Origin of the sequence: Puia dinghuensis, from assembly GCF_014642875.1 — a bacterium.
GTDB classification, from domain to species: domain Bacteria; phylum Bacteroidota; class Bacteroidia; order Chitinophagales; family Chitinophagaceae; genus Puia; species Puia dinghuensis.
Map to the genome: position 1 here is coordinate 1,120,389 of NZ_BMJC01000001.1, position 25,893 is coordinate 1,146,281.

General features: G+C 53.0%; 18 protein-coding genes and 1 other RNA gene. 5 read left to right on the top strand and 14 right to left on the bottom strand.

The annotated features are described in order from the left end of the window. Nucleotide 1: 1 nt before the first annotated feature. The gene (gene nirB, locus IEY39_RS04420) at nucleotides 2-2,500 is read right to left on the bottom strand and encodes a nitrite reductase large subunit NirB (RefSeq protein WP_188928908.1); all 2,499 of its coding nucleotides are present in this window, start codon (nucleotides 2,498-2,500) and stop codon (nucleotides 2-4) included. 191 nt (nucleotides 2,501-2,691) lie between these two features. Here nirB and cobA point away from each other — a divergent pair, with 191 nt between their 5' ends. Further along, a complete protein-coding gene (cobA, locus tag IEY39_RS04425; RefSeq protein ID WP_188928910.1) occupies nucleotides 2,692-3,504 on the top strand; it encodes a uroporphyrinogen-III C-methyltransferase in 813 nt (270 codons plus the stop codon). A 36-nt stretch (nucleotides 3,505-3,540) separates the two neighbouring features. Here the strand turns inward: cobA and fsa are convergent, their stop codons facing one another. The 3 genes from fsa to IEY39_RS04440 form a co-directional block, all read right to left on the bottom strand. Then, nucleotides 3,541-4,194 carry a fructose-6-phosphate aldolase gene (gene fsa, locus IEY39_RS04430; RefSeq protein ID WP_188928912.1) on the bottom strand — a complete coding sequence of 218 codons (654 nt, stop codon included), beginning with the start codon at nucleotides 4,192-4,194 and terminating at the stop codon, nucleotides 3,541-3,543. Nucleotides 4,195-4,261: 67 nt separating this feature from the next. After that, nucleotides 4,262-4,360, bottom strand: an RNA gene (ffs, locus tag IEY39_RS04435) — signal recognition particle sRNA small type. A 46-nt stretch (nucleotides 4,361-4,406) separates the two neighbouring features. Then, nucleotides 4,407-5,681 carry a type IX secretion system plug protein gene (locus IEY39_RS04440; RefSeq protein WP_188928914.1) on the bottom strand — a complete coding sequence of 425 codons (1,275 nt, stop codon included), beginning with the start codon at nucleotides 5,679-5,681 and terminating at the stop codon, nucleotides 4,407-4,409. 74 nt (nucleotides 5,682-5,755) lie between these two features. On the opposite strand from IEY39_RS04440, the gene IEY39_RS04445 reads away from it, so the two are divergent. After that, nucleotides 5,756-6,988, top strand: coding sequence for an ABC transporter permease (locus IEY39_RS04445; RefSeq protein WP_188928915.1), 1,233 nt, complete (start codon nucleotides 5,756-5,758; stop codon nucleotides 6,986-6,988). Here IEY39_RS04445 and IEY39_RS04450 read toward each other — a convergent pair. Then, on the bottom strand, nucleotides 6,985-7,761 hold the full coding sequence (locus IEY39_RS04450) for a TrmH family RNA methyltransferase (protein ID WP_188928917.1): 777 nt from the start codon (nucleotides 7,759-7,761) through the stop codon (nucleotides 6,985-6,987). The two genes, IEY39_RS04445 and IEY39_RS04450, sit on opposite strands and share 4 nt — an antisense overlap. A 107-nt stretch (nucleotides 7,762-7,868) precedes the next feature. Here IEY39_RS04450 and IEY39_RS04455 point away from each other — a divergent pair, with 107 nt between their 5' ends. After that, nucleotides 7,869-10,217 (top strand): BamA/TamA family outer membrane protein, encoded by a 2,349-nt coding sequence (locus tag IEY39_RS04455; RefSeq protein ID WP_229688768.1) that lies wholly within the window; start codon nucleotides 7,869-7,871, stop codon nucleotides 10,215-10,217. A 91-nt stretch (nucleotides 10,218-10,308) separates the two neighbouring features. Here IEY39_RS04455 and IEY39_RS04460 read toward each other — a convergent pair whose 3' ends face one another. Further along, nucleotides 10,309-10,968 carry an IS1 family transposase gene (locus tag IEY39_RS04460; RefSeq protein ID WP_188928921.1) on the bottom strand — a complete coding sequence of 220 codons (660 nt, stop codon included), beginning with the start codon at nucleotides 10,966-10,968 and terminating at the stop codon, nucleotides 10,309-10,311. Between the two features lie 480 nt (nucleotides 10,969-11,448). Here IEY39_RS04460 and IEY39_RS04465 point away from each other — a divergent pair, with 480 nt between their 5' ends. Next, on the top strand, nucleotides 11,449-11,622 hold the full coding sequence (locus tag IEY39_RS04465; protein ID WP_188928922.1) for a hypothetical protein: 174 nt from the start codon (nucleotides 11,449-11,451) through the stop codon (nucleotides 11,620-11,622). A 54-nt stretch (nucleotides 11,623-11,676) separates the two neighbouring features. Next, nucleotides 11,677-11,853 (top strand): hypothetical protein, encoded by a 177-nt coding sequence (locus tag IEY39_RS04470; RefSeq protein WP_188928924.1) that lies wholly within the window; start codon nucleotides 11,677-11,679, stop codon nucleotides 11,851-11,853. A gap of 143 nt (nucleotides 11,854-11,996) precedes the next feature. On the opposite strand, the gene IEY39_RS30185 is transcribed toward IEY39_RS04470, so the two are convergent. From IEY39_RS30185 to truB, 8 genes are all read right to left on the bottom strand, one after another. Then, a complete protein-coding gene (locus IEY39_RS30185) occupies nucleotides 11,997-12,653 on the bottom strand; it encodes an IS1 family transposase (RefSeq protein WP_188928926.1) in 657 nt (218 codons plus the stop codon). A 178-nt stretch (nucleotides 12,654-12,831) separates the two neighbouring features. Further along, on the bottom strand, nucleotides 12,832-13,347 hold the full coding sequence (locus IEY39_RS04480; protein ID WP_188928933.1) for a type II secretion system protein GspG: 516 nt from the start codon (nucleotides 13,345-13,347) through the stop codon (nucleotides 12,832-12,834). 32 nt (nucleotides 13,348-13,379) lie between these two features. Further along, complete coding sequence (locus IEY39_RS04485) at nucleotides 13,380-18,014, bottom strand: DUF6443 domain-containing protein (protein WP_188928935.1); 4,635 nt, start codon at nucleotides 18,012-18,014, stop codon at nucleotides 13,380-13,382. 15 nt (nucleotides 18,015-18,029) lie between these two features. Further along, on the bottom strand, nucleotides 18,030-18,539 hold the full coding sequence (locus IEY39_RS04490; RefSeq protein WP_188928937.1) for a glutathione peroxidase: 510 nt from the start codon (nucleotides 18,537-18,539) through the stop codon (nucleotides 18,030-18,032). Nucleotides 18,540-18,574: 35 nt separating this feature from the next. After that, nucleotides 18,575-22,432: an RHS repeat domain-containing protein gene (locus IEY39_RS04495; protein WP_188928939.1), complete on the bottom strand. Its 3,858-nt coding sequence runs from the start codon at nucleotides 22,430-22,432 to the stop codon at nucleotides 18,575-18,577. 23 nt (nucleotides 22,433-22,455) lie between these two features. Continuing rightward, nucleotides 22,456-23,925 (bottom strand): hypothetical protein, encoded by a 1,470-nt coding sequence (locus IEY39_RS04500; protein WP_188928941.1) that lies wholly within the window; start codon nucleotides 23,923-23,925, stop codon nucleotides 22,456-22,458. Beyond that, nucleotides 23,922-24,833, bottom strand: coding sequence for a DUF3450 domain-containing protein (locus IEY39_RS04505; protein WP_188928943.1), 912 nt, complete (start codon nucleotides 24,831-24,833; stop codon nucleotides 23,922-23,924). Before IEY39_RS04505 ends, IEY39_RS04500 begins: the two co-directional genes overlap by 4 nt. Nucleotides 24,834-25,168: 335 nt before the next feature. Next, nucleotides 25,169-25,891 (bottom strand): tRNA pseudouridine(55) synthase TruB, encoded by a 723-nt coding sequence (truB, locus tag IEY39_RS04510; RefSeq protein ID WP_188928945.1) that lies wholly within the window; start codon nucleotides 25,889-25,891, stop codon nucleotides 25,169-25,171. Nucleotides 25,892-25,893 lie beyond the last annotated feature (2 nt).

Here is a 25,893-nt window from a genome sequence, read left to right on the forward strand (position 1 = left end):
TCTACCATTCCTGCGCCTTTATCTGGCCGCGCATGTTATCGAATTGCAGCTCGGGGTCTTTTTTCCGGGGCGCATTGACGAAGTGGGAAAAGCGTTTGCGTAGTTCGGGGTTTTCAACCACTTCCTTCCACTCGCATTTATAGCTGTCCACCAGGGTCTGCATCTCTTCCTCCCACTGCTGATTCATCCCCAGACTGTCATTGATGACGACATTCTTCAGATAGCTCATCCCGCCATCCATCTTGTTGAGCCAGGTGGCGGTACGGGTCAGCGGGTCGGCCGTCTTGATATAGAACATCAGGAAGCGGTCGAGGTATTTCACACAGGTGGCCGCGTCGATGTCGGTGGCCAGCAGCTGGGCGTGCTGGGGCCGCGATCCGCCATTGCCGCACACATACAGGTTCCAACCCTTCTCGGTGGCGATGATGCCAAAGTCCTTACCCTGCGCTTCCGCACATTCCCGGATACAGCCGCTGACCCCGCCCTTTATTTTATGCGGGGCACGAATGCCGCGATATCGCTCTTCGATCTCGATGGCGAAAGAAACGCTGTCGTGCAGGCCAAACCGGCACCAGGTGCTGCCGACACAGCTCTTTACGGTACGCAGGGCCTTGCCATAGGCGTGACCGCTTTCAAAACCGGCTTCGATCAGCTCTTCCCAGATGTCGGGCAGGTCGCCGACATGCGCGCCAAACAGGTCGATGCGCTGACCGCCGGTGATCTTTGTATAGAGATTGTATTTCTTCGCCACCTTGCCAAGGACGATCAGCTTCTCCGGGGTGATCTCGCCACCCGGGATCCGCGGAACGACCGAATAGCTGCCCCCCTTCTGGATATTGGCAAGGTAACGGTCATTGCTATCCTGGATGATCGGCTGTTTCACCGCCGTCTCGCTCCACAGGCTGGCCATGATGCTGGCCACTACCGGCTTGCAGACCTCGCAGCCATCCCCCTTGCCCCAGTGCGCCAGCGCCTCATTATAGGTGTGTACATTGTGCAGCTTGACAAGATCGAACAGCTCCTGCCGGGAATGGTCGAAGTGTTCGCAGATGACATTGCGGACATACATCCCGCCCGCCTTCATCGTAGCGGTGATCAGGTCTTTCACCAGGGGGATACAGCCCCCGCAACCGGTGCCGGCCTTTGTACATTTTTTCATCGCATCGAGGGTCGTCACCTGCTTATCCGTCACGGCGTTGCAGATGGCCGCCTTGGTCACCGACTCACAACTACAGATAAGGGCCTCATCAGGCAGACTCATTACCCCGGCGCCTTCCGACCCACCTTCACGATGTCCGAGGATCAACGCCGCCGGGTCGGGAGGCAAAACCAGCCGGTTGTTCACCGTCTGGAGCAGTATGTTATAGGCCGCCGCATCGCCGATGAGCACCCCGCCGATGAGGTATTTCCCATCCTGGCTGACGTTGATGCGCTTGTAAATTCCTTTATGCCGGTCTTCGAAAACGATGGTTCCGCAATCCGGTTCGGCGGCAAAGGGGTCGCCAAAACTCGCCACATCCACCCCGATGAGCTTTAGCTTGGTGCTCATATCATACCCGGTGAAGGATTTGTTCCCGCCCGACAGGTTGGTGGCCACCACATCGGCCATCTCATAGCCAGGTGCAACAAGCCCATAGATCATACCCTGGGCAAGCGCGCATTCGCCGATGGCAAAAATGCGTTTATCGGAGGTCTGCAATTTCTCATTCACCAGGATACCGCCACGGGTGCCCACGGAAAGCCCGGCCAGGCGGGCCAGCTCATCACGGGGCCGGATACCCGCCGAGATCACCAGCATGTCGATATGCAACCGGCTCTCATCTGCAAACTCCAACGCTTCTATCCGCCCGCTGCCTTCGATGGACTGGGTCGTCTTATTAAGGTGTATCTGCAGGCCTAATTTCCGGAGGCTGGATTCCAGGGCATGGCTGCCCGCGCTGTCTATCTGCCGTGGCATCAGCCTTGGCGCAAATTCAATAACATGAGGATTGGCGATACCCAGATCGAGCAGGGCCTTTGCCGCTTCCAGCCCAAGCAGGCCCCCACCCATGACGGCGCCCGTCTTCACCCTGGCAGCATACGCTTTTATTTTGTCCAGGTCTTCGATCGTCCGGTAAACAAAGACCCCCTCTTTTTCAATCCCGGGGATATCGGGTACAAAGGCCGAAGAACCGGTAGCCAGAACTAAGTAATCATATCGTTGCACGACACCCTTGCTGGAATGCACTAGTTGCTGTTGCCGGTCGATCTCGCGAATCGGATCGCCTAGATGGAGCACGACCTCTTCGTCATCGAACCAGCCAGCCATCGACAGGCTCAGCTCGGAAGCCGATTTCCCGGAAAAATATTCACTCAGATGCACCCGGTCGTAGGCAAAACGCGGTTCTTCGCCAAAGACAATGATGCGGAACTCACCCGACTTCCGCAGCTTCTCGCAGAACCGGTGCCCGACCATCCCATTGCCGATAACGACCACTACAGGGAGACTCCCATTGCTCATATACAACAGATTATTAATAGGTAAAAATGGAAAGCAGTCGTTAGATATTAGTAATATTTAAATATAATACCGTAGTACAAGTATAGTGATTTTTTTACTTAAAAATATATTTCATATCATATAAAAAAGAAAAAAATCCGATTTTTATGCCTAAATTGAGGTAAGTAAAGATATAAAAAATAATTTAATATATGAAATTGGTTCCTCCCGCTGATGCAGAGCTCATTCTCATCGGGGCCGGCCCCGGTGACCCGGAGCTGATCACCGTCAAAGCCTGGCGGGCCCTTCAAAAGGCAGATGTCATCCTCTACGACCATCTCGCCAACACAGCCCTGCTCGACCTCGCGCGTCCCGGTTGCGAACGCATCTGTGTCGGTAAACAACCCTACGAGGCGACCACCACCCAGGAAGAGATCCACGAGCTCATCAGACAAAAAGCGGTAAAAGGCGGAAAGATCATCCGGCTAAAAGGCGGTGACCCCTTTATTTTCGGGCGCGGGTTCGAAGAAGTGTTGTTTGCCCGGCAGCTGGGGTTACGTGTCTCTTATATCCCGGGCATCACCAGCATGCAAACCGCCGGTCTTTCGGACATCCCGCTGACCCACCGGGCAGTGAGCGAAAGCATCTGGGTCGTCACCGGGACAAAAAAGGACGGCTCCCTCTCGGCCGATTTGCGGCTCGCGCTGCAAAGCAAGGCTACGGTCGTCATCTATATGGGGATGAAAAAACTGGCGGCTATAGCCGAATTATATACACAAGAAGGTTTTTCCGATATGCCCGCAGCCATTATCCGGCACGGCTCCCGGCCCGATCAACAGGTGGCGGTAGGCACTGCCGGCACCCTGCCCCAGTTGGCAGCCACCCACGGACTCTCCCACCCCGCTATTATCCTCATCGGTGAGGTGGTGGGCATCGGTACGGCGGCGCAATCCGACACAACAGCGCAAGAAAAAAGCCACAGGACGATTCCATTATATGTAGAACCGCCTGCGGCTATTATTTAATGTCTTTGGACCTTCCCGGCCCTTCGTCGTTACACCTTACGCCCAGGACTTCGCATCAGCCAGGAACTTGGCCAGGCCGATATCCGTCAACGGATGCTTCAGCAGTCCCATGATGGATTCCAGCGGGGAAGTGACGACATCGGCGCCGGCTTCCGCACACTTGACGATATGCAACGGGCTGCGGATGGATGCAGCCAGGATCTCCGTTTCAAATCCCTGGATAGAATAGATCTCGGCTATCTGCGCGATAAGCTCCAAACCATCCCAGTTGCTGTCGTCGATGCGACCGATGAAGGGAGAGATATAGTTGGCGCCTGCCTTTGCAGCCATGATAGCCTGACCCGCAGAGAAACAGAGCGTACAGTTGGTCTTGATGCCGTTGTCGGAAAACCATTTCAGCGCCTTGATGCCGTCCTTGATCATCGGAACCTTTACGACAATGTTCGGGTGGATAGCGTGCAGCTTCTTGCCTTCTTCAACAATATCCTTGAATTCAGTCGATACCACTTCCGCACTTACATCCCCGTCTACCAGTTCCGCGATCGTCTTATAATGGTTGATCACCGCTGCCTCACCCTTGATGCCCACCTTGGCCATCAGCGAAGGATTTGTCGTAACACCATCTAAAATGCCTAAGTCGTTTGCTTCTTTGATTTGTGCCAGATCGGCCGTGTCGATGAAGAATTTCATAAAATTTTGCTTTATTATGTAGGGCAAATGTAGGGCAAAAAAGAATTTATGTGGGGGCAAATAAAAAATGGCAAAGTTACTTATATCGCACCGCTACGACCACCTACCGTTGCTGCCTTCCGGCCCTGGCGGGGTTCAGCGGGAGCTGGTCGTATAAGACTTTGCCGGTGCAAAGATACGGAACAACACACTAATGGCGGAAAAAAAATTTATTATTTGTTCAAACTGTTGAACCCGGAGATCCCGACCAGTTCGTCCGCACGTGCGCCCAGCGCCCGGTAATAAACGAGTATCATATAATCATTCTCGGTCTCCACATGATTCCCCTCCGTTTGTCCAAAGGAAGGTTTCATCGAAGCATCATTCTTGTCCACCGTAACATACGCATAACTATAATACCCCTGCTTTAATAAAAAGTTACGCTCGTACCACCCCTTGTCCGCATTGAAGACCATCCGGGTGCTGTCGTTGAGCCCGCCGCCATTGAACCGGCCGATAAGATATACATCTTTGTTATCGATCGGTGCATTCCCCGCCGGCACAAACTTGAAGTGCACGGTGGCATAATCCGTCTGCCATAAAGGATTGAAGTTCTCCGTTGTCGTAATAAAGAACCCGCCATTATAATCCTGGTAGAAGTAGAAGTCGCGCTGACTCCTGTCCGGATCAGGCCTCAGAAAGATATCCGTCGCCGTCTTCCCATAATTGGCCGACAGTATACGGTCGCTCAAAAACCGGATGCTTCGCAGGTCGACCCATCGCCACTCCGACCCACCCTCGAAATTGATATCGTCCGTGTTGTTGTACTGCAGGTCGTTGTTGAGAAAAAGCCGCGGCTTCACCCCATGGATAGCGTTGTCCCAACGATAGTTCTGTAGAATGACCACTCTTATCTGGTCCAGCGGATTGGGCGGATTGATGGCGGCAGTGTTTAACCTGAACTGAATGTTCTGGTGCGTCCTGGCGATCTCGAAATTCAGTGGCGTCAGCAACTGGCTTTGGATCCGCACCTTGGCGTCCGTCACTAAAAAACGCTTTGTAAAAGCAAGCTTGGACGTATCACCATCCAGGTATACCTTCAACATATAGTTCCCCGAATGAATAGGGACACAGTTGGCATCCGGAACAAGGGCCGAATAATGTACATAATGCGTAAGCGCCACCGACGAGATGCGATAGTTCTCGATACGCATCTGGGAAAAGCCCTTGATATAGTCGAACTCGGTGACCTCGGCCGGTGTCCAGTCCTCGTTACAAAGCACAATGGTATAATAATAGTTCTTTACATTCTCGTCGATATCGTCAAAATGCAGTTCGAGCTGGTCGCTGCTGTTCAGCCTGATGATGGGATATCCCAACTGATTGGCCGCAGTGAACAGCTGCGGCGACCCGATCGTCGGCGAATAGACAAAATCGGGCATCTGCGCCTTCCCGCTGATGGCCGCCGCCAATAGGAATAACAGGTAAATACAGGTTTTGCGATCCATGGGAAAAGAATTAACCATCGTAATATTAGAATATTTATTTTTGACCACCTAATAACAATAATACCATCATCCGTTTGAATGTACCTGCCTTTATAGCCCGTCGCGTCGCCTTCAACCGGGAAAGGTCCTTCTCCCGCTTTATCATCCGGCTGGCAATAGCGGCAACGGTGATCAGCGTTGCGGCGATGTTGCTGACCCTGGCATTTACCAACGGTTTCCAGTATGCCATCAGTCAAAAAGTATTCAATCTCTGGGGACACCTCCGGGTGCAACATTTTTCGGCTAACAGGGCCGCCATCGCGGAAGAAGCGCCGATGGAAAAGAACGACACCGTCCTTCACACGCTGCGCAGCGACCCCGGAATAAAGACCATTCAGGCCTTCGCCACCAAATATGCCGTGGTCCGCAGCGGCGAAGGCATCGACTATGTCCAGGTGAAAGGGGTGGAAAAGGATTATGATTTCGGCAACCTCCGGGATTTTCTGAAGAGCGGCCGCTGGCCACACTTCCCCGACAGCGGCTACAGCAACGAGATCGTCCTGTCCGAATATACCGCCGGACAGCTGAAGATAAAGGTGGGTGATAAGGTGATCATCTATTTTATCCAACCCGGGGGTGGCCCGCCCCGTGTCCGGCCCATGATCGTCTCCGGGCTCTTCAAGACAGGCATCGAAGACTATGACAAACTCCTCGCCATCGGCGATCTGCGGCTGATCCAGCGGCTGAATAACTGGAAGCCCGACGAGATCGGCGGCTATGAGATCTTTACCAACGACTACCACCAGGCGGCAGCCGTGAACAACCGCATCTACGATCAGCTGCCAAAAGACTGGGGCAGTACTACCACGGAGGATACCTATACGAATATCTTCGACTGGCTCAACCTGCAGAATACAACCATCGCCATCGTCCTGGTCATTATGATCGTCGTCGCCACGCTCAACCTGGTCACCTGTCTCATCATCCTGGTGCTCGAACGCACCCGCATGATCGGTATCCTAAAGGCCATCGGAGCGCCCGATGCTTCCATCCAGACGGTCTTCCTCTACCAGGGCAGCATCATCACCCTCTTTGGCATCGCCCTTGGCAATATCTTCGGTCTGCTGGTCTGCTGGGCACAGGAAAAGTATGGGTTTATCACGCTGCCGGAAGAGGCATATTTTATTTCCAAAGCAGTGGTTCGCCTGGAGTGGTGGCATTTTGTCCTGGTCAACGCCGGCACCTTTCTCATCTGCTTCCTCGTGCTGATGATCCCTACGGTCATCGTTCGCCGGATGCAACCCGCGAGGGCGATCCGCTTTAGCTAGCCACCCACTAAATGCGACAAAATGATCCCCGTCGCCACCGCCGCATTCAACGACTCGGCACTTCCGATTCGGGGTATGGTCACCCGGTGCGTCGCAAGCCCCTGCAACTCCGGGCGAATGCCCTTCGACTCATTGCCGATGACGATCCACCCCCTGGTAATCCGGCCAATCCCATAAAGCCTCTCCCCTTCCAGCAGCGCCGCATACACCGGTAACCCCGATGCGCTTATCGCCGCACCGGGCTCTTCATACAGCACCTGCACCCGGCTGATGCTCCCCATGGTAGACTGGACGGCCTTGGGATTAAAGACATCCGCGCTGTCGGGGCTGCAGAGAACAGTACCGATGCCAAACCAGTCGGCCAGTCGGACGATCGTGCCCATGTTGCCCGGGTCCTGGATACCGTCCAGCACAAGATGGATTCCTTTATCGAGCACCGGCGGCGGAAACACCGGCTTTTCAAACACCGCGATCACCTGGTTGGGGGTGCTTAGAAGAGAAAGCCGCTCCAGCTCAGCCGGCTCGACGGCCCGCAGCATCGTAGCATCATGGCTTACATCGGGCGGCCCTGCCATAAGCCCATGACGGGTGGCCACCGGCAAGGCATTGATCCATTCGGGCAGCGCATAGACCACCCGGGGTCGCATACCCGGCGCGCGCAAGAGCTCGTCCGTTAGCTTAGGGCCTTCCACGACAAAAACGCCTTCTGTATCACGGAATTTTTTATGGCCTAAACTTTGAATATATTTGACCTGCGATTTTGTGATCGGCATTGCACACTATTAAAAAAATGGACCACAGGTCCGGTTAAAAACTCGGTTTGTTTAATTTTTCTATGTTCCGGCGCCGGCAAGTTACTGTATCTTTTTTCAACCCTGCATTGCTGCTATCCATTGGTATCATTTCCCTGCTCTTTTCCTGTACCGTCCCCCGTCACTACCAATACCACCAGCCCTTTGTCTATGCCGTCAATGTGAAAGTAAGCGGCCCCCTGTCGGCGGGTGAGAAGCAAGACCTCGAAACAAAACTGCCCAACCAGCTGGACGACAGTCTCCGCACCCAGATCGTTTCGATCGCCGGCATCTATCGGAAAGTGATGTATCCCCCCGTATTCGACACCGCCAACATCCGCCGGAGCAAGCTCTTCATGGTCGCCCTGCTCAATTCCCAAGGCTATTATACACCCGATGTTAAAGGTACATACCATATCGACACGGTCAGGTTCAAAAAACATCCCGAACGCAACGAGTACCGCGTCACCATCGACTTTACGGTCAACCCCGGCAAACAGCTCAAACTGGATTCCATCGGCTTCAACCTATCCACACCGGCGTTGCAGGAGCTGGCCTTGCAGCATCGCAACGAATCCCTGCTGAAAAAGGGCGTACCCTATTCCAAACAGCTGATGTCAAACGAGCTCGACCGCATCGTCCTGCTGTTTCGCAACAACGGCTACTATTATTTTGCCAGGGAAGACCTGGTCATCATCCGGGATACCGTCGTGTCGGCCCTCATCGATCCTAACCTCGACCCCTTCCAGCAGGCCGCACTGCTGGCCGATCTAAAGAAGAAAAGGGAACATCCCAGTATCAATGTCGAAGTCAACCAGCGGCCCGTCCGGGATTCCAGCCATATTACAAGGTATTCCATCGGCCATGTCAGCATCTATCCCGACCTGCCGATCATCCTGGAAGACACAGTCACGGTGAGCAACATCGATACCAGTTCGGCCCGCGGATTTACGATCATCTCCCGCGCCAACAAGTTCAGACCCTGGGTGCTCACCGACAACGTGTTCATCCGGCCCGGTCATCTCTACCGTCAGCAGAATACGATCCGCACGCTCAACCGCTTTAACCAGATGGGCGCCTGGCAGCAGGCAACGATGAACTTTGTGCCTTCCGACAGCGCCGATACCGTTCTCGACGCGACGCTAAAACTATACCCCCACATCAAACAGGCCTTCAACGTGGACTATGAAGTAGCCCGCAATACCAACGATATCGTCACCGCCACCAACCTGTTCGGCATCAACGCCAACATCGGACTGCGCAACCGGAATGCCTTCAAGGAGTCGGTGTTGACGGCCACTACCCTGCGGGGCGGCGTCGAGCTGGGGTCGGATTTTATCCAGACCACCCAGGCCAGCATTTCGCACACTATTTCCTTTCCACGGCTGATCCCTTCAGGCCTTGTCCGGTTCCTGCCCCACTGGGTGATCCCCAGGGCGAGCCGGCTGGACAGCCTTCGCTCCCTCATCAATGTCAATGCCTCGTATATCGATCGCCGCCAGTTCTTTACCATGCGCTCGATCAACGGCTCTTTTGGCTGGGAGTCTACGTGGGGTAACCGTTCGCTCCTGCTGCGGCCCATCAATATCGAATACACGCAGCTGGACAAGACCGACAGCTTCAACCGCTATCTGCAAAAAGTGCCGTCCCTCAACCTGGCCTTCCGCAGCGGTCTGGTCATGAGCATGCAGGCCGTCTATAAGTCCTTCCATAAAGTAGGTAACCGAACCGACTTCCTCACCCTCAGCGGGGAATCCAGCGGGGCCCTGTTCGGGCTCATCAAACAACTGGATGAGGGCTCCCTTTGGCGGTTTATCAAAGGGGAGGTGGACTACCGCCGCCATTACGACTTCCGGCGGACCCAGCTGGCCTTCCATGCTTATGCCGGCGCCGGGTGGGCCTATGGCCGGCAAGGCACCGGCGGGGAGGAGACCCTGCCCTTCTACAAGGCCTTTTTTGCAGGCGGCCCCAACAGCATGCGGGGCTGGCAGGTGCGGCAGCTTGGGCTGGGCTCCTCCAAATTCTACGATACCGCAGGCAAGGCCGAGGGCACCTTTCCGCTCGACCGCTTCGGCGATGTACAGCTGGAAGGGAATGTCGAATACCGCTTCCCCCTCGGGTCTATCTTTGGCGTCAAGATCCTGAGTGCGCTATATGTGGACGCCGGTAATATCTGGGACCGCCACGTGCTCATCGACACCCCCAACATTACGGCCATCGCCGACAGGGGCAGTGATTTTAAGTTCAACCGTTTTTACAAGGAGATAGCCGTCGACGCGGGCTCCGGCCTCCGCTTCGACTTCGAATGGTTCCTCATCCGCCTCGACTATGCCTACAAGATAAAAGACCCGCAACGGTCCGATCACAGCGATAGCTGGTTCTATGGCCTCCAGCTCTTCAAAGGCCAGTTCCAGCTGGGCATCGGCTACCCGTTCTAATTAGATGCTTCAAAGGATCAGGCTTGGTGTACTCGTAACAATCGTGAAAGGCAATAGCTGCTTTGTCTGGTCGTAGGAAACCTATAGGTGCTTATGCCTCCCAGAAATAAATCTTCAAACAGCATTCCAGCAAGTCGTGACTTCTGCTAAAGCAAATAGTCCTACGGCTCAACCGTTTAATATGGGTTCGAATCGACAGATTTTTGCGTTCGATGCGGTTGGTGCAATACCTTCGGTATTCGTGTATTGCAGGGGGAATCAATGTACGATAAATATTGAGTTGGTCTGTGTTGATCTTAGAGGCTCCGGAAAGCAACAGCGTGTTGACGAGCATTCTCAGCGTACGCTTGCTCCGCCTGCCGATCACAAAGTCCAGTACTTTTCCCGTGGCCCGGTTTAAGGCATACGCGATCCAGAACTGGTTCTGCTTGTTTCCGATGAAAGTATGCAGCTCATCTACTTCGATATTCGCCTGGTTTAGCGGAATAGGAGGCTTGCTAATCTGATTACCTGCCCATTTTAAATATGCCTGTACCGTATTAACCGAAATTTTCAGTATCCGGGCAATGCCCCTAACTGAAACGCTTTCGCATATCATTTTCGAAATCAACCGTTTCGTTTCTTTAAGGCAGGCGTTGCTCCGGTAGACAGATTGCTGGTATTTATTGCACCCCTTGCAATAGAGCTTTTGCGTGCCATTTTTCTGCCTTCCGGCCTTTTGACAGGAATAGTCACAAAACTTGCATTTCATTCAACCAGATTTTCTGATACACGAGAACGAAAAAAGGCAGGAAGTAACCTTCCTTTTGGTCAAGTTTGTTTGTTTTTTGATTTGTTTGGGGTGCAAGGCACAAGCTAAGCGCCTTTGTAGTGGCGGCTCTTAAGAAATATTCTGACGGCCAGATATTATGATACACTACCCATTTTCTTTGGGCGTTCCCCTTCGGGTCGGGTCATCCGCTGCAAATCCTCGCTGCGCTGCGGGTTTTCCGCTTCTATCCCTAACGCATCCCGGAAGAATTTCAACCCGTTGTACTTTCCCTTGTTCTTCTCCGTTCGCTGCAGCAGGGGATCGCTCGGCCTCCATCTCCCGGCTGGATTCTCCGCAGGCCGTCCGCCATATCTTCACAACGCGTCGGCGCCTCGGACTAAGCACCGGGCTTCGGGTCAACTTTCAGCCGACGGACTATCAGCAATAATACAACCCCCTTCTGCCGAGTCAAGGCCGCTTATGCGAAATATGGACGGACGGCTGGCCGCGGCGGGGCAGGTGCGTAGTAGTGAAGGTAATCCTCTCCGCTTGCCCACGATCAGCGTGTCGGCCATCGTAATCTCCTGCGTCCTTATCAACGGGGTCGCGGTCATTTTCCTGCCGAGCCATCCGTCATTTCAGATGAAAAAATAAATCCCCCCTTCTCCGGGTGCGGGGAATTTATTTTTTCATCCTAAAACCACAGTTATGACGTATTATCTCATCTATCAGGAAAATGAATTGCGGCTCATCCCGGTCCGACCAGAGCAGGAAGAGGACTTCTGTCAGCGGTTCGCTCAACGGATACTGGCATCAGGAACAAGCCCTTTGGAAGCTTTGCAGGTGTTCGATGACCTGCCGCTTGTTTTTTGCGACGGTCTGTGACCGTCGCTTTTTTCCACCATCCTAAGTGGATGCACACCTGGTCAAGTGTAAGGCCGCGTCGGTATTTTGTGCTGCCATCAATAATTTTTCCGTATGTCAAAGAACTCCCGATAAAATTCTAGTGTAATTGAGGCTGTTAAGATTTATCCCCAAAAGTAGACCAGCAGGCAACTTTCCAACATCAGCAGGCTGCGACTGAAACAAATCGTCTGTCGGCTTAGGCGTTTCAAATGCGTTCGGATCGACAAGTTCTTTCGTTCGATCCGGTTGATACAAATTGATCCAGCCCTATGCATACGTTTTGGGATCAGTCGCTCGTACAAGGTCAACTTATCCGTCCGGATGGTCTTGGGCTTTAAGCACAATAATCGATCTATCAATTGCTTTAGGGTAGACTTCGTTCGCTTTCCTACCACAAAATCAACTACTGCGCTGTTGCCCCTATTGATGGCGTACGCGACCCAATATTCGTTGTCTTTACGGCTAACATAGGTCCACAATTCATCTACCTCTAAACTGACCTGGTCAGGCTGACTAGCAGGGCGCATAATGGTCGCCGCCAAGCCGCGTATTCTATCCAGCACGGTTCCGCGGGCAATGCCTAAGACTCTGGCTATGCCTCGGATACAAACACTTTCACGGACCAATGACTTGATCTGGCTATCCGTCGATCCCGAATAAGCTTTGTATTGATACCGGGCTTGCTGGTATTTTCGGCATGTCGGACAATAATAGCGCTGTAAGCCATTCTTTTGCCGGCCTGATCGCCAGCATTTACCCTGGCAGTTTACACAGTCCATAAATAAACCTGCTAATTTGAACCACAAGTAATAAAAATTCCGGGTATCAGAGCGTAAAAATGGACGAACTCACCGGATTTCAGGTACCAAAAAGATGGTGAACTCCCAAACAAGCCTCGCTCAAGGCTTACGGAGCCTGTATTTTGGGAAAACCTGCTAATTTGAACCACTACCTAATTCATGGCTTAATGTAGCCATAATGCCCGGTAGGCAAGTTAGGATAAATGTCATCCTTGGTGTTCGGAAAACCATCAATGCCCACAGAGAAAAGTATATAGTTATCACCTTTATTTACATAGTGAAAATAGGGCTTAGGGTTTTTAAATTCCTTTCTGACCAACAGCGGATCTGCAATAATGATATCGGAATTCCAATGACTTAACTGATCCAGATCATCTGGATATTTTCCATTTCTAGCCTTGTATGATTCTAGTTCATTTGCTAGGTTATTTATTTGTTTTTGAGCAATTCTTGCAAATGCCTCTCCTGCATCTTTCCCATATTTGAGATCATAGGCTAGGAAGCTATATACACCTATTGTAAATACTACTCCAAATGCACCAATAGCGATAAGCCATTTATCTTTATATTTTAGTACTCCGTAAAGTATCAATGCTACACCAACAAGGGCTCCGACTAATGGGATTAAGCAGAGGAGCCCGATTAAATAAGGTGGTTTCGAATTCTTTTCCATAGTATCAAAGCATTGATTTAAGCGAATTGATTTTAAAATGCATAGCCTCCGATCACAGGGATCGGAGTTGACAGTATGTTTCCAATTCCCTTATCGTAAGTCCAATCCTGACCTTCCACGTTGCCTTCTGAAGTACGACTCCACCCAACTCCAACCTGTCCATATCCATTGCCTAATCCAGCCGAAAGGTGGCCCTCAGAACCATTAAAACCTAAACCTATCGAGATAGAGTATTCCGAACTGAAGGTAATTGTTAATGGTCCGACGGCAAAAGAAGCGCCCTCAAATTTATTATTCGCTGTAGCAAAATCCACTGTGATGTAACCCTCTTTGCCTGTAACTTTCCCTGCAAAAAAACTATGTTTCAGGCTGCCCCAAAGAACGGAATTGAAATTTTCCTGTTCATCAATTGCTTTGTTAGTATATGTCAACCCAAATATAGGCTTTTCTTCCTCTTCTTTATCCTCAAACCTAAACGTTGGTCCACTCATTCCGCCAAACCTGAAACCACCAGTGCCCCAATCGGAAGCGAAGTTTTCAGGCAAACCGCTCACTACAGTAGTCCCCTGATACATATAATCCTCGCCCTCGGTAAAGGAAACAAAGCCATGGTAATTCGGTGTTTCAAAGGCGGCTGAGCCACTGCCATTTGCATAGTTGTATACTGTGTTAAAAACGTCTGCACCAACATCTGCTTTGAATAAGTGCCACGCACCGTCATCCGGCACGCTATTCCATAAATTTTCCCAATAAGCACTATAGTCGCGAGTCCCACCACCGCCTCCACCCCAGCCCCAACCATTGATCCCCCATTCAGCCTCATACGATTCCAACTCTCCATGAGGATCAAATTCATTTCCTCCGGGTCCGGCTACCCCTCCCTCATTAGGATTCGGCAACCTGAACTGCAAACCCATGGGGTCAACATAGGACACCGGATTATTTCCGCTAAAATGATACGGCGAAAGGCCCGCCGTACTCTCGCCCAACATATCCACCCCCCCAAACCTCCCGATCTGCGGATCATACTTGCGGAACCAGGTGTTGTAATACTCCAACCCATAATCCTCTTCCAACTCCGTCCCCACATTGGCCTTATACGGCGTATTGCTCTTCAGCAGCGCCTTGTCACTGATGCCCGCCATCGGCAGGCCGAACGGATAATAGCTCTGCTCCTGCTGCAACGGGCCGGTCATCTGCTTCACCGTCAGGTTGTCGAAATACACATTCTGCGGGCTCTCATTACTGACATAGACATAGAGATACCCGTTCTTGCTGATCGACTGCGTCGGGGCCACCAGCGCCTGCTTGCTGCTGCCCGGCGTCACCTGCACCACCCCGGAATTACCCGCCACATAATTGAACTGATCGTCGAACAATATCCAGTTGAGGTAAGCCTTCGGCCGCGTGCTGTCATAACTTCGCCCGTTATTGAGAAATTGAGTCACATTCGGATTCAGCGCATTGTCCACACCCGTCAGATCGCCCGCCGCCAGGTGCGTGTTGGCGCTAATGACGCCCGTACCGAGCACGCTCAGAATATTGCTCAGCAGGTTGATCCCCGACTGGGGCGCCTGCACCGCTGTATTGTAGAAAGCGTACGTACTCAGCTGAACGTTGTCGCCCCGCATCACCTTCAGCACGATGGAAGGCCCCACCTGCGGACCGCCGTTAGCAGGGTTTAGCATCGCCACATTGTGATTGCTCGTATCCGTATCGAACCCCGACGGCTTGGGCCAGACAGTATACACCGGGCTGTACACATCGCTGAACGTGGCCGCCACCACTGCACTGTCCTTCGACTCCATCGTCGCCGCATAGGTCGCCGTATCGCTGCCCTCCGTCAGGATCGTCCGGACATTACCCTGGTGGTCCTTTATGAAGTAATCGTACTCGAAGGCATAATAGATCGCCCCCGTCGAACTGTTCACCTTCCGGGCATTGCGGATCTGGCCTTCCTCCTGCAACACGTATTGCAGGGTATCATTGAGGTAGACGAAGGGCCCTACATACTGGTACGTCTTGCCCACGAGGTGCCCCGTAGTATAGTCATTCACCTGCTTGGCCAGCTGCATCCCTCCGGCATCGTAGACATAATGGATGCCCGCCCGGCCGTTAAGCACGATCGAATCCGGCTTGTTCAGGAAGTTATATACCGCCCCATTGCCACCCGCAGCGGTGACCATGTGCCGGTTGTAATCGATGGTCGTGTTCCCGTTGGCATCATAGGCATAGTGATTGCCCGCATAGCTCGTGTCCTTGAAATCGCCCAGGGGGGTGGTCACCGAACTGCCTTCCGACACCTTTTGCAGCTGGTTGCTGTTGGTGAAATAATTGTAGCTGAGGCTGTCCACCGTCGCCGGCTTGCCATCGACCAGCCCCTTCTGCATCAGGCTCGTGATATTGCCGCCGCCATCATAGGCCAACCCGCTCACCGTATAGTCCACCAAATCCTTCGCCCAGGAAGAAGAACCCGGGTCCTGCTGGGTGAAATTCGCCCCGGTGAGGCGGTTGACGCTGTCATAGCTGTACCCATAGGCCCGGGCCACTCCATCACCCGCCGCCTTCCACATCACCCCGGCCATATTGCCGTTCAGCTGCGCACTGGTAAAACCATAGTCATAGGCCAGCGTCTCACCGAAGTAATTGCTCGTGCTGCCCGAAGTGCTCACATAGCTGCTGTTGATACCCAACAGCCACCCCCGCATGTTATAAGCATACGCTTGGGTCTCAATACTACTGCCGTACACCTTCTGCCGCAATTGTCCCAGCTCGTTATACGTGTTTTGGCTCACTGTTTTCGACGTCGCACCATCCAGGCTCTTCGCCACCGAAAGCAGCCTGCCCACATGATCATAACTATAGACCGTCAGCAAGGTATGGGTCTGCGCATTGAATCCTCCCTTCCCGTGCGCCACATGCGTCCGCAGCAATAGACCGGTAAAGCCGTATTGCGTTGTAGCCACATCCGTCCCGCCGGTATAGTTGGCCTGTTTAGACTGAATTTGCCTGCCGTGATCATCATAAATATTCACCGTGTACAGATACGTACTCTTACCCACCACCAGCCGCTTTATCCCCGTCACCGCACCTCTTGTCCGGGTGCAGGCCGTAATAGACTGTGCATAGTCCGGGGCTGTATTGTAGGTCAGATTGAAATTCGCGCTGGTAATATTGGTGGTGATCAAGGTACTATCCAGGCCCGACACCGGTTGCGCCTCGAGCCAGTTGTAATTGTCGTAATACAGCACAGCCAGAAAGCTGAAAGGCGCCCCGCTGGGCAGCGGCGACCCCACCAGCGTCACCGAATTCTTCGAGCCGCCCCCGGTCGCGATCGTGCCGCTAAAGGTGGAGCCGCTGGGCACCCCGAACCCGCTGGCCAGTCCAATGCTGCTGCTGGCCTGATAGCTCCCGGTAGTAGGATTGTTGTTCAAGGTCAGATTCGCGGTGATCGAACTATCCAAAATGATGGTCGTGCTCGTCCCGCTACCCGTCTGCGTGGTGACCAGCGCTTGCAACTGCGCCTCCGTGGCGGCATAGGTCAACAGGCCGCTGATCAAAGGCCGGCTTTGCCCATCATACAGCGTTCCCGTCCATTCATTCAGGTTTCTTAAAGCCGAGTCCTGCGCAAATACCGGCCGGTCGAATACATCATACACCACGTACGTCTTGCCCTTCCCCGGGATGCGCTTCATCGTCACCCGGCCGCGGCTGTCATAAAAATAGCTATAGCAGAGATTCTGGTTGATGGTCGCGTCAGCAGTAAGGCTCCAATTGATGGCGGACGTATTCAGCGCCGCAACCGCCTTTGGCGGCAACATCATCCGCAGGTGGTTCATCTCGTCATAGACATAATACGTACAAAGCCAGCCCACATGCCCCGTGCCGGGCGATGGCACAGCCTGGGTCTTGGTGAGCACCTTTCTGCCCATATCGTCTACATAGACGAGGCTGTTCACCCCCCGTTCGTCCGTCACCTGCGCCACCTGCAAACTGCCCGGCTGATAGGTTGTCGTGGTCGTCGCCAGATCGTTCTCCGCAGCTATAGGTATCGTCCACAACCGCACGCTGTCCCCCGTATTGTTCGCCCGCCAGGAATAGCCAACGCCCACACCAGCCCCCGTCCAACTGTTGCCTGGCGCCGTTGTCTTGACTGTCCGTTGCAGGGGTGAAGCGTCATAGGTGGTCTGTCCGTAATAGATCTGTTCACCCGGGATCTGGCTCTTATAAAACGCGCTGTCATCGGCTATGGGTGTCAGCTTGAACAACCCATCGTTCGTATTGCCCGACTGTTCAGCAAAGGGCAGATAACGGGAAGCAGGACGGCTGAACTCATCGTATACCGCCGCCGCCACAAAATCCTTTTTCGAAGGGGACGCCTGCTTGGCGATCGTTTCATACGGCCGCCCCAGCGGATCGCTATACTGCGTACTGATGAGCACACTGTCTACTATCGTCGTATATTTCACCTTGCTGGTATCCTGAATGGGCATCTTGGGCGCCAGTGTCCGAAAGTAGAGCGGCGATACTGCCGGGTAATAATACGTAGAAGTCGGCTTCGGCGTCGCCGATGCAGGCCCCGTAGCCCCATTGGGAATGTTGCCCTGCCCGAAGCCGGCTACAGCTAGGGAAAATACATACAGCGGTAGTAGTACAAATCGCTTCATGTAAAAAATATAGTTTTACTGCTTTATCGCGTTCTGCATTTCAGCACTCATCGGGTCCACTTCATCGGAAAAAACGCCCTTCCAATTGCCGGCACTGTCGACCAGGAATTTATAAAAATCGTTTCCCACCGGGTTGGAGTCCAGCCCATTCAATGCCGCACTGGTCAGCCATTGGAATACGGGATGCGTAGTAGCACCGGTAACGGAGATATTTGCCGCCATGATGAACTGAATGTTGTACTGGCTGACAACATTCTGACTGATGACGGCGCCGGTAGCCGGCTCGTGCCCAAAATCGTTGCTGGGAAAGGCGATGATCACCAGGCTGTCTTTATACAGCTCGTACAGCTTTTCCAGGCTGGCATATTGGCTGGCGCGGGACGAACCGCTGGCGGTATTCACCAGCAGGATCTTCTTTCCCTTGAAGGCACTCAACTGCACCAGGTGACCCTGTGCATCCGTAAAGGAAAGGGAATAGATCGGTCCCGGACCGGCCAGCAGGAAATAAAATAGAAGCTTAAGCATAATGCGTTTAATTAGGTTTTCGATTCAATGATTTATCACGGAAAACCGCCAGGCGGTGGGCAGCTGGACGACACTGTCTGTGCCGTAGCATCCTGCTCCGTGTAATTCTGGCTGACGCTACAGTCAGGCCAGATGTAGTGATAGGTGCACAAATAGTAATTGCCGGTCTTGTAATAAACACAGGACGAATATTGTTTTGCCCCTTGTGTACACACCCCGTTGATGGTCTTCCATTGCGGGTAGTTGGCGCTGTAACTGCACGTGCAGTAGTTATATCCCTCAAAGACCGTCTGAACGGTCGCATAATTGTAAGAATCGCTCCAGGGATTCACATCCCTGGTAGTAATTACACTATCGTAGCCGCATTGATAGACCGGGTCCCATTGGAAAACGGCTGTCCTACTCCAAACCGGCGCCGTGCTGATGAGCGAATCCTTATCGGAATAATCAAACCGGCGGATGACGTTCCCGTCCTTATCCTTTATCAGCTTGGGCCGGTTCAACAGGTCATACGTGGTATACTGCACCGTGCTGTTCGCGTCGCAGCTGGTGGTCGGTCCCACCAGGGGCTCATAGGTGGTCGTAGCCATATTGGCGTCCTTCGGGTACAGGCGTAACTCATCGATCGTCCCGCTGCCACTGATGGTCACCGTGCTCACACCCCCAACCATCGTGAAATACAGGTTCCAGCCGTTCTGCTGGGCCAGCGGCGATGATTGCGCCGTTCCGTTCACGCTGACGCTGGCGGAAGTCTTCGCCCATACCGAGACGATATAGGTGAGCGCCGTATTCAATCCAGACTTGGTAACATTACCGTTAGACAGGTTATAGGCCCATTTGCCCGTCAGCGCCCCGGAATAGTCCCGCGTACTGTTGCCGATGGTCCAGTTGCCAGAACCATCGGATTCAAAACTCGTATACGCCACATCTCCATTTGCAGCATTGCTGACGCTCGCCACGGCATATTCATCATTATAATCCCGGATGGTCGAAGTGCTCTGGCCGCTAACCGCACTCGTCACCTGTAACAGGTTGCCCTTGCTGCTGTAATTCGGATAACTAGCCTGCGCCACGAAATACGTGCTGTTCCGGTTGAGTTTCGAGGAATCGAAAAGGCCGATCACCGATTGCACCACCGGGGCGTTGGATTGCAGCGCATAGGAAGTGAGTGGCTTGATATAACCTCCCGACAACTGCTGATAATCCGTGATACTCCCACCGATCATCCGCGGGTTGGCATCCCCGGTGATCCAATTCTCGGTTGCAATGACAGGAGACAGAATGCCACTCGTTCGCATGGTCCCGATCGGTCCGGTGATAATATAGTTGTAAGGATAATAATACCTGCTCTCGAGCTGCAACCCCCTTGTCCGGTCATAGCTCGTGATCATCTTCGTCACGTTGTAATTGGTGTCATAGACGTAATTCCGGTAAATCGTATTCACCGACCCATCCGACTGGTACAGGGTGTCCGTAGAGGCGATCACAAAGGCCCGGCCACTGGAAGGATAGTATTGTTGCCCGACAAAAGTCTTTGTCCTGGGAGAAGCGGGATTGGATGGTGCCCCGTTTATCTGTGTGAAAGTATTGCCCAATTCCAGCGACAGGAAGTCGGAAGTACTATAGGCTACCGTATCCACCTCATAGGTGTTGACCGTCCGTTTAACCAGGTTGCCAAGGCTGTCGTATAGGGAAACCCGTGTCGGCAGCCCCATGCCCCATTCCCGCATATCCTGCGGAGTATACGGGAAGACATGCGTGGAAATATTGCAATTGACATCTGCCGGCCCGGTGAACTCATACACTGTCTTGCCCAGGTTGTGCGTCGAAGAGCCCTTGTATACGATGACCCGACTATAACCCACCGGGCTTCCCTGGGTATAATCCAGGGTATTGGTCGGGTCGCTGGTGATGTAGTTATAGTTGGTCGTCGTAGTACCCCCGTTGATCACCGTTTCCGTGTAGGGATGACTATAGGCGGCGGTGTCCCCCAGGAAACCCGAGCTTTTCCCGTCTACGGTGAAGTATTGAAAGTCTTCCGTCGTGATGTTCGGGTCGTCGATGTCGTCCTGCCGCGTCACCCGCTTGACACGTAGTCCGCCCGCCGTTACCGCAGTCTTGGTACCATCCACCGCCCGGTTCTCCCAGGAAACATCAATCGGGAAACTTCCCGAAACCGAGGTACCGCTACTCAGCTGCGAGACAAGCGTATAAGCTCCATTTGGGATATTGAACGACCAGGTCTTGGTCCCCAGGTAGAAGAGATCATAGAGGGAGAAGGTGGTGGTCACATAGGTGATGGTCCCGCTGGAATTCTGAACACTGATCGTAATCGATCCGTTGCCGCTCACCGGCGCGCTGCCGCTTCGGGATACGGAGGGATCGAGGGTGAAGACCATCCCTTGCTTCGTACCGAACACTTGGTTGAAAGATGCGCTGGTCGAGGTAGAGGAAGAACTACCCTGAATGATCGCCGTACCCACAGTCTTTACCAGTGGGTAATGATCATTCAGCTCATACTGGTAATGGATATACCCCCCGCCCGGCAGGTAGAAAGTCTGCAGGGTATTGTACACCGCGTAAGTGATATTAGGCGACCTGTTGGCATCGTAGGAATTACCTTCTGGCGGGATCAGGTTGCTGTTGCCCGTCGCCCCATTGTAGAAGCCCCAGTAATCCTTCTGGTAGAAATCGGTCGTATTATAGGGAACAAAGGTGGAATTGTAAAAAAACGTGTACCCTTTTTGCTCCTCGCCGGCTGTATAGGGTGTTACACTGCTCAAATACAGGTTTTGTGCCGGCCCGTTGGTTGCCGTCGTATACCCCAGGGCAAATCCGTATCGGAACACAGAATCGCTGATCTTTATCTTGGCTACCGCCGCATCGCCATACGCATAGTTGTATACATTACTATAGATCACCTGCAATGTCCGTTTGTCTGGGAAAACAATGCTATTGAGTTTGTAGGACGATACCGACGAGGAAGCCGTCGGCATCAACACGCTGGGTGCGCCTGCGTAGTAATTGGTATACGTATATTGCGGATAATTGACCGTACTCGAAAAGTTGACGGCATTATAGGTGAACTTGATCGTGTCGGCACTAAAAGGGGCGATAATATCCGTCAGCCACCACGCACTGCCATATGTTACGCCGCTATAGCCGCAGACAAAGCCGTTGAAGTTGCTCATGTCTGTCGTCTCCCGGTTGGCAAAATCATACTTGACGCCGTCTTCCGTCACGATGCGGAAGCTGATAATGGTACTGTTGTCGCCGGAAGACACCAGGTAGGAGATATTCATTTTGGTGTTCGGCAGTTGCACGATCTCCTTGCCCTTCCCGATGAGGAACTGGCCGTTACGCCCCCCGAAATTGAACTCGAACACATCCTGCTGCGCATCCAGGCTGTCGAAATAGAACTTACTGCCATTGCTGCGAAAATCCGTCGGAACGGCGGCGCTATAGAGGAACCCATTGGTGGGGAGATCGTCCGGCATCCCCCGCACGGTCCGTGTAATGACGCCCGTGCTGTTGAAATACCAGCCCAGGCCTACCGTCGAGGATGTTTCGCCCAGTTGCGCCCCGCCGGCAAAATAGCTTAAAGAGACAGGCCAGCTGAGGCCGCTGCCGGCATTGCTATAGTTGTAGATCGGCACCGATACGTTGGGCGATCCGGTGTAAATGTTCACCGGAACGGACCCTAGTTTGTATTGCTGTTCCGTATTACCCGCAAACGAACTGAGGTTCGCCAGGTTGGGCGCATCCTGGGCATGGAGTAAAAAGGCGCCCAATAACAAACAAGTAGTCAACAGATATTTCATCCGTACATTATGTCTTTTCAATTGTCGGATGGAGCCTCGCAGCTCTTCGCCCAGTATATTCAATATTGTCATGCTCGGGTTCATACACGATTTGTCTAATTGAAGCTGTAGCCAACCCGAAAGATCAATGGAGAAGAAGCTGGCACATGCTGTTTGTACAAAGCATCGAAAAGCAGTTGCAGGCTGCTGGTCCTGGCGGCAGACAACTTGAACTTTTTACTAAGGCCGAAGAGGGCGCTCTTTTGCCACTCGTTCCAATGGGATAGATCCCGCCAGGTACTAAAGCCGCGGACATAGTTGTATTCCCAACCACCCGTCAACCACAGGCTGCCCCTCGCCCGTACATCGATATAACTTCGGATTCCCGCTCCCTGCCCGCTATAGGAGAGATGCCCAAGCCCGCCCTTCAGCCCGATATTGTAACTGCCCCCGACGCCAATGGTCGCTTTCGAACTCAGCTTATAGCCGAGTAGCAGGCCCAGGTCGGCGGTTGCCGGCATGATCCCATAGCTTTGCTGGGTCTGTAGATTGACGCCATACTCGATTCGATGCAGAAAAGTTTTCACCTTTTGATCATTAGGGGTAAATCGCGGCATCACCACATCTCCACCGCCGCTGAAATTACCCAGCGACCGCAGTTTGCTCTTGAGCAGGCCGAGCTGTTGTTGGCCGTTATCCACCTTTTGCTGTAAAAATTGGCCGGGTTCTGCACCACTGCCACCGGATGGTCTCGAAGAACCCTGGCCCAGTCCGAGACGTTGTTGTACCATCGTCTTTGTCTGCAACCCGGATAGCGATGCCGGGCTCCCATAATTCTCCGGAAGGCTGAACATTCGTCCTACATAGCTATTGGTTTGCATGAAATGCTGAAATGCCGGGCTGTTGCGCAGGCTGTTCAATACCTTTTGCTGCAACCTGTCCCTGTCCGCTAGCAGCGATTTATATTCCACTAATTGCTGCTGAAAATAGAAGGCCGATTTGTTGATGCGCAGCAGCGATTTGCTCAGGCCTTGACCTGTCAACTGCCCGGAGAGTTGCTGTTCCCGCTGCCGGATAAAGCTTTCTACGTCTCGGGCCTGCTGCCACCTGCCTTCCAATTGCTGCAACTGCCCCGCCGCACTGCCGATGGCTTCCAATTTGCCCAAGGACAGGCCCGCCGTCGTTGCGCCCGGCCCGCCGAGAAAGTGCAGCGCCGCATGCAGGCTGTCCACTACCGGCAAATATTCCTTCAAGGCCGGGAGATGGTTGGTGCTGGAAGATGACAGCAGGGTAGTCAACATTGCCCGGTATTGCTGCTGCGATCCGCCAAAGAGTCTCTTCGCCGCACCGCTGTCCCGGCCATAAAGCGCTTTTTCCAGCCGGCTTTCCTGTTTCGCCAGTTGATCCAGGTGCTTCGCTGTCTGCCGGGTAATCCTCTTTTCCGTTCGTGCGGCCCAGGCGCCAATACGGTCAAAGGTCTTCGCGGAAAGCTTGTTTATGCCGGATAAAGCCGTATCCCCCGTTTGTCCGAAAACAACCGAGCAGGAGAGCAGCAATGCTGTGACAACTGGAAATATCCTCGTCATGGCTTGGGATTTATAGCCGTTGAGCGTTCCTTTTTGCTTAGTTGTTCGACCAACTGCTCCAACCGGTCGATCCTTTCCTGCTGCGCTTGTAGTTGGGCATTCTGCTCTTTGAGCGCCGCTATTTCCTTTTCTTGTTTCTCCATCGCCTTTTGCTGCTCTATCAGGTAAAGGGTTAACTCTTCAATCTTTTTGAGCAGCACTGCCTGGTTGCCGCCGAGATCGATGCCTTTCTGTGCGACAGTCTCCGCCGAGGGCACATCCGGCAAATGGTTGTTGGACTGGATATACTTCGAAAGGCTATCCAGGCTGGGCAGCCGGTAATCCTTTCGAAATACATAGTCGGGCCAGTTGGCATACGGTTTGACCCAGGCGGCGGTGAAGATGGCCGAGCCGTTGACTGCTAATTTATAGCCCTGCGTGTTCGAGGTCCCGATGCCCACATTCCCAGCAGAATCGATACGCAAACGCTCAGCATTATTCGTCCCCAATACCAACGGCTGTGCCGTCAGGGTTCCAACGCCCAGACCTAAACTGTTTGCTCCTTGTGTCACTAAATTGCCTCTGTTAATGGGGGAAAGGCCAAAAAAGTTTGGATAGGAGTTTGTCGAACCGCCAACAGATAACGAAACGGTGGAATTAAGACCACCAAGATTGTTCTCCATAATCAGCGTAGCGAATCCGATTGCGTTGGTATTCTGTATATAGATCCCTCCCCGGCCTCCCCCACTGGCTGTAATACCGAGGATATCATTGACAGACCCAATCAAATGCAACGGAAAAGTGGGGCTTGATGTCCCGATCCCTACATTCCCGGTATTGGAATTGTAAATATTATTGCCGCTAGTTTGCCATTGACACAGCGCGGCCTGCCACGTGAATGCGAAGAAAAGAACGGAAAGACGTTTCATTACACAAAATGGTTTAGGGTCCACAATGTTGTTGATGGATCAAATGGGGGCTACGATCCGGACGCGCGGGAAAAATGCGCATTCGCAATCCGAGTGTTCAAATGAAAAATAGAAGGATGATAATCACGCTACTAAAGATGCGACAAGGTCTGTGGGCCGGGTAACGGTGGGGGTTGAAACAGTGTGAGAGATTAATAACATCGAACTTAAACACTTTTCCTCGTACATCCAAACGCCGACGGCAAAAAAGGACGAACAACGTAAAATACCGTTTTTTCACCTGATTTTGGTGGACGCGCTCATTTTTCAGTATTTTTTCCTAAACTTAAAACTCTTTACGTCGATTTTGTAGGAGCAGAAGCCTGGGAATTCTCCAATTTTTGCCTGATATACTCCCCCGCCGCTTCCATGCTCATGGCTTGTTCGACCCTGAATTCCCCGATGCGGGTTCGCCGCAGGCCGCTGAGATAACCACCGCAGCCAAGGACGGCGCCAAGGTCATTAGCCAGGCTACGGATATACGTTCCTGTTGAACATACCACCCGGAAGTCGAGTTCAGGCAGCTGAAACCGGGTGATCTCGAATTCCTTCACCACGACGCGCCGGGGTTCGAGCTTTACCTCCCTGCCCTTGCGGGCTAATTCATACACCCGCTTGCCCCCCACCTTTATCGCCGAATGGATGGGAGGAGTCTGCATGATCTCCCCGGTGAATTCACGTTCAATGGCGTCCCGGACGATCACCTCGGTCAGATAGCCCGGGTCTTCCCCCGGCTGCGGCTCGCTCTCCAGGTCATAAGTAGGCGTACTGGCGCCCAGCACGATCGTCCCGGTATATTCTTTCTCCTTTGCCATATACTCGTTGATACGTTTTGTGAACTTACCGGTGCAAAGGATAAGCAGTCCGGTTGCCAGAGGGTCCAGGGTGCCGGCGTGACCGATCTTTTTTGTCCTTACCAGCGGACGTAATTTGCGCACGACGTCGAAAGAGGTCCAGTCCAGCGGTTTGTCGATAAGCAGCACCTGGCCCTGCTCGAAGAAATGGGGAGTCGGTTCCATCA

Coding starts and splice junctions, on each gene's coding strand:
- nirB (WP_188928908.1), bottom strand. CDS start 2,500: ATGAGCAATGGGAGTCTCCCTGTAGTGGTCGTTATCGGCAATGGGATG.
- cobA (WP_188928910.1), top strand. CDS start 2,692: ATGAAATTGGTTCCTCCCGCTGATGCAGAGCTCATTCTCATCGGGGCC.
- fsa (WP_188928912.1), bottom strand. CDS start 4,194: ATGAAATTCTTCATCGACACGGCCGATCTGGCACAAATCAAAGAAGCA.
- IEY39_RS04440 (WP_188928914.1), bottom strand. CDS start 5,681: ATGGATCGCAAAACCTGTATTTACCTGTTATTCCTATTGGCGGCGGCC.
- IEY39_RS04450 (WP_188928917.1), bottom strand. CDS start 7,761: ATGCCGATCACAAAATCGCAGGTCAAATATATTCAAAGTTTAGGCCAT.
- IEY39_RS04460 (WP_188928921.1), bottom strand. CDS start 10,968: ATGAAATGCAAGTTTTGTGACTATTCCTGTCAAAAGGCCGGAAGGCAG.
- IEY39_RS04465 (WP_188928922.1), top strand. CDS start 11,449: ATGCGAAATATGGACGGACGGCTGGCCGCGGCGGGGCAGGTGCGTAGT.
- IEY39_RS04470 (WP_188928924.1), top strand. CDS start 11,677: ATGACGTATTATCTCATCTATCAGGAAAATGAATTGCGGCTCATCCCG.
- IEY39_RS30185 (WP_188928926.1), bottom strand. CDS start 12,653: ATGGACTGTGTAAACTGCCAGGGTAAATGCTGGCGATCAGGCCGGCAA.
- IEY39_RS04480 (WP_188928933.1), bottom strand. CDS start 13,347: ATGGAAAAGAATTCGAAACCACCTTATTTAATCGGGCTCCTCTGCTTA.
- IEY39_RS04485 (WP_188928935.1), bottom strand. CDS start 18,014: ATGAAGCGATTTGTACTACTACCGCTGTATGTATTTTCCCTAGCTGTA.
- IEY39_RS04490 (WP_188928937.1), bottom strand. CDS start 18,539: ATGCTTAAGCTTCTATTTTATTTCCTGCTGGCCGGTCCGGGACCGATC.
- IEY39_RS04495 (WP_188928939.1), bottom strand. CDS start 22,432: ATGACAATATTGAATATACTGGGCGAAGAGCTGCGAGGCTCCATCCGA.
- IEY39_RS04500 (WP_188928941.1), bottom strand. CDS start 23,925: ATGACGAGGATATTTCCAGTTGTCACAGCATTGCTGCTCTCCTGCTCG.
- IEY39_RS04505 (WP_188928943.1), bottom strand. CDS start 24,833: ATGAAACGTCTTTCCGTTCTTTTCTTCGCATTCACGTGGCAGGCCGCG.
- truB (WP_188928945.1), bottom strand. CDS start 25,891: ATGGAACCGACTCCCCATTTCTTCGAGCAGGGCCAGGTGCTGCTTATC.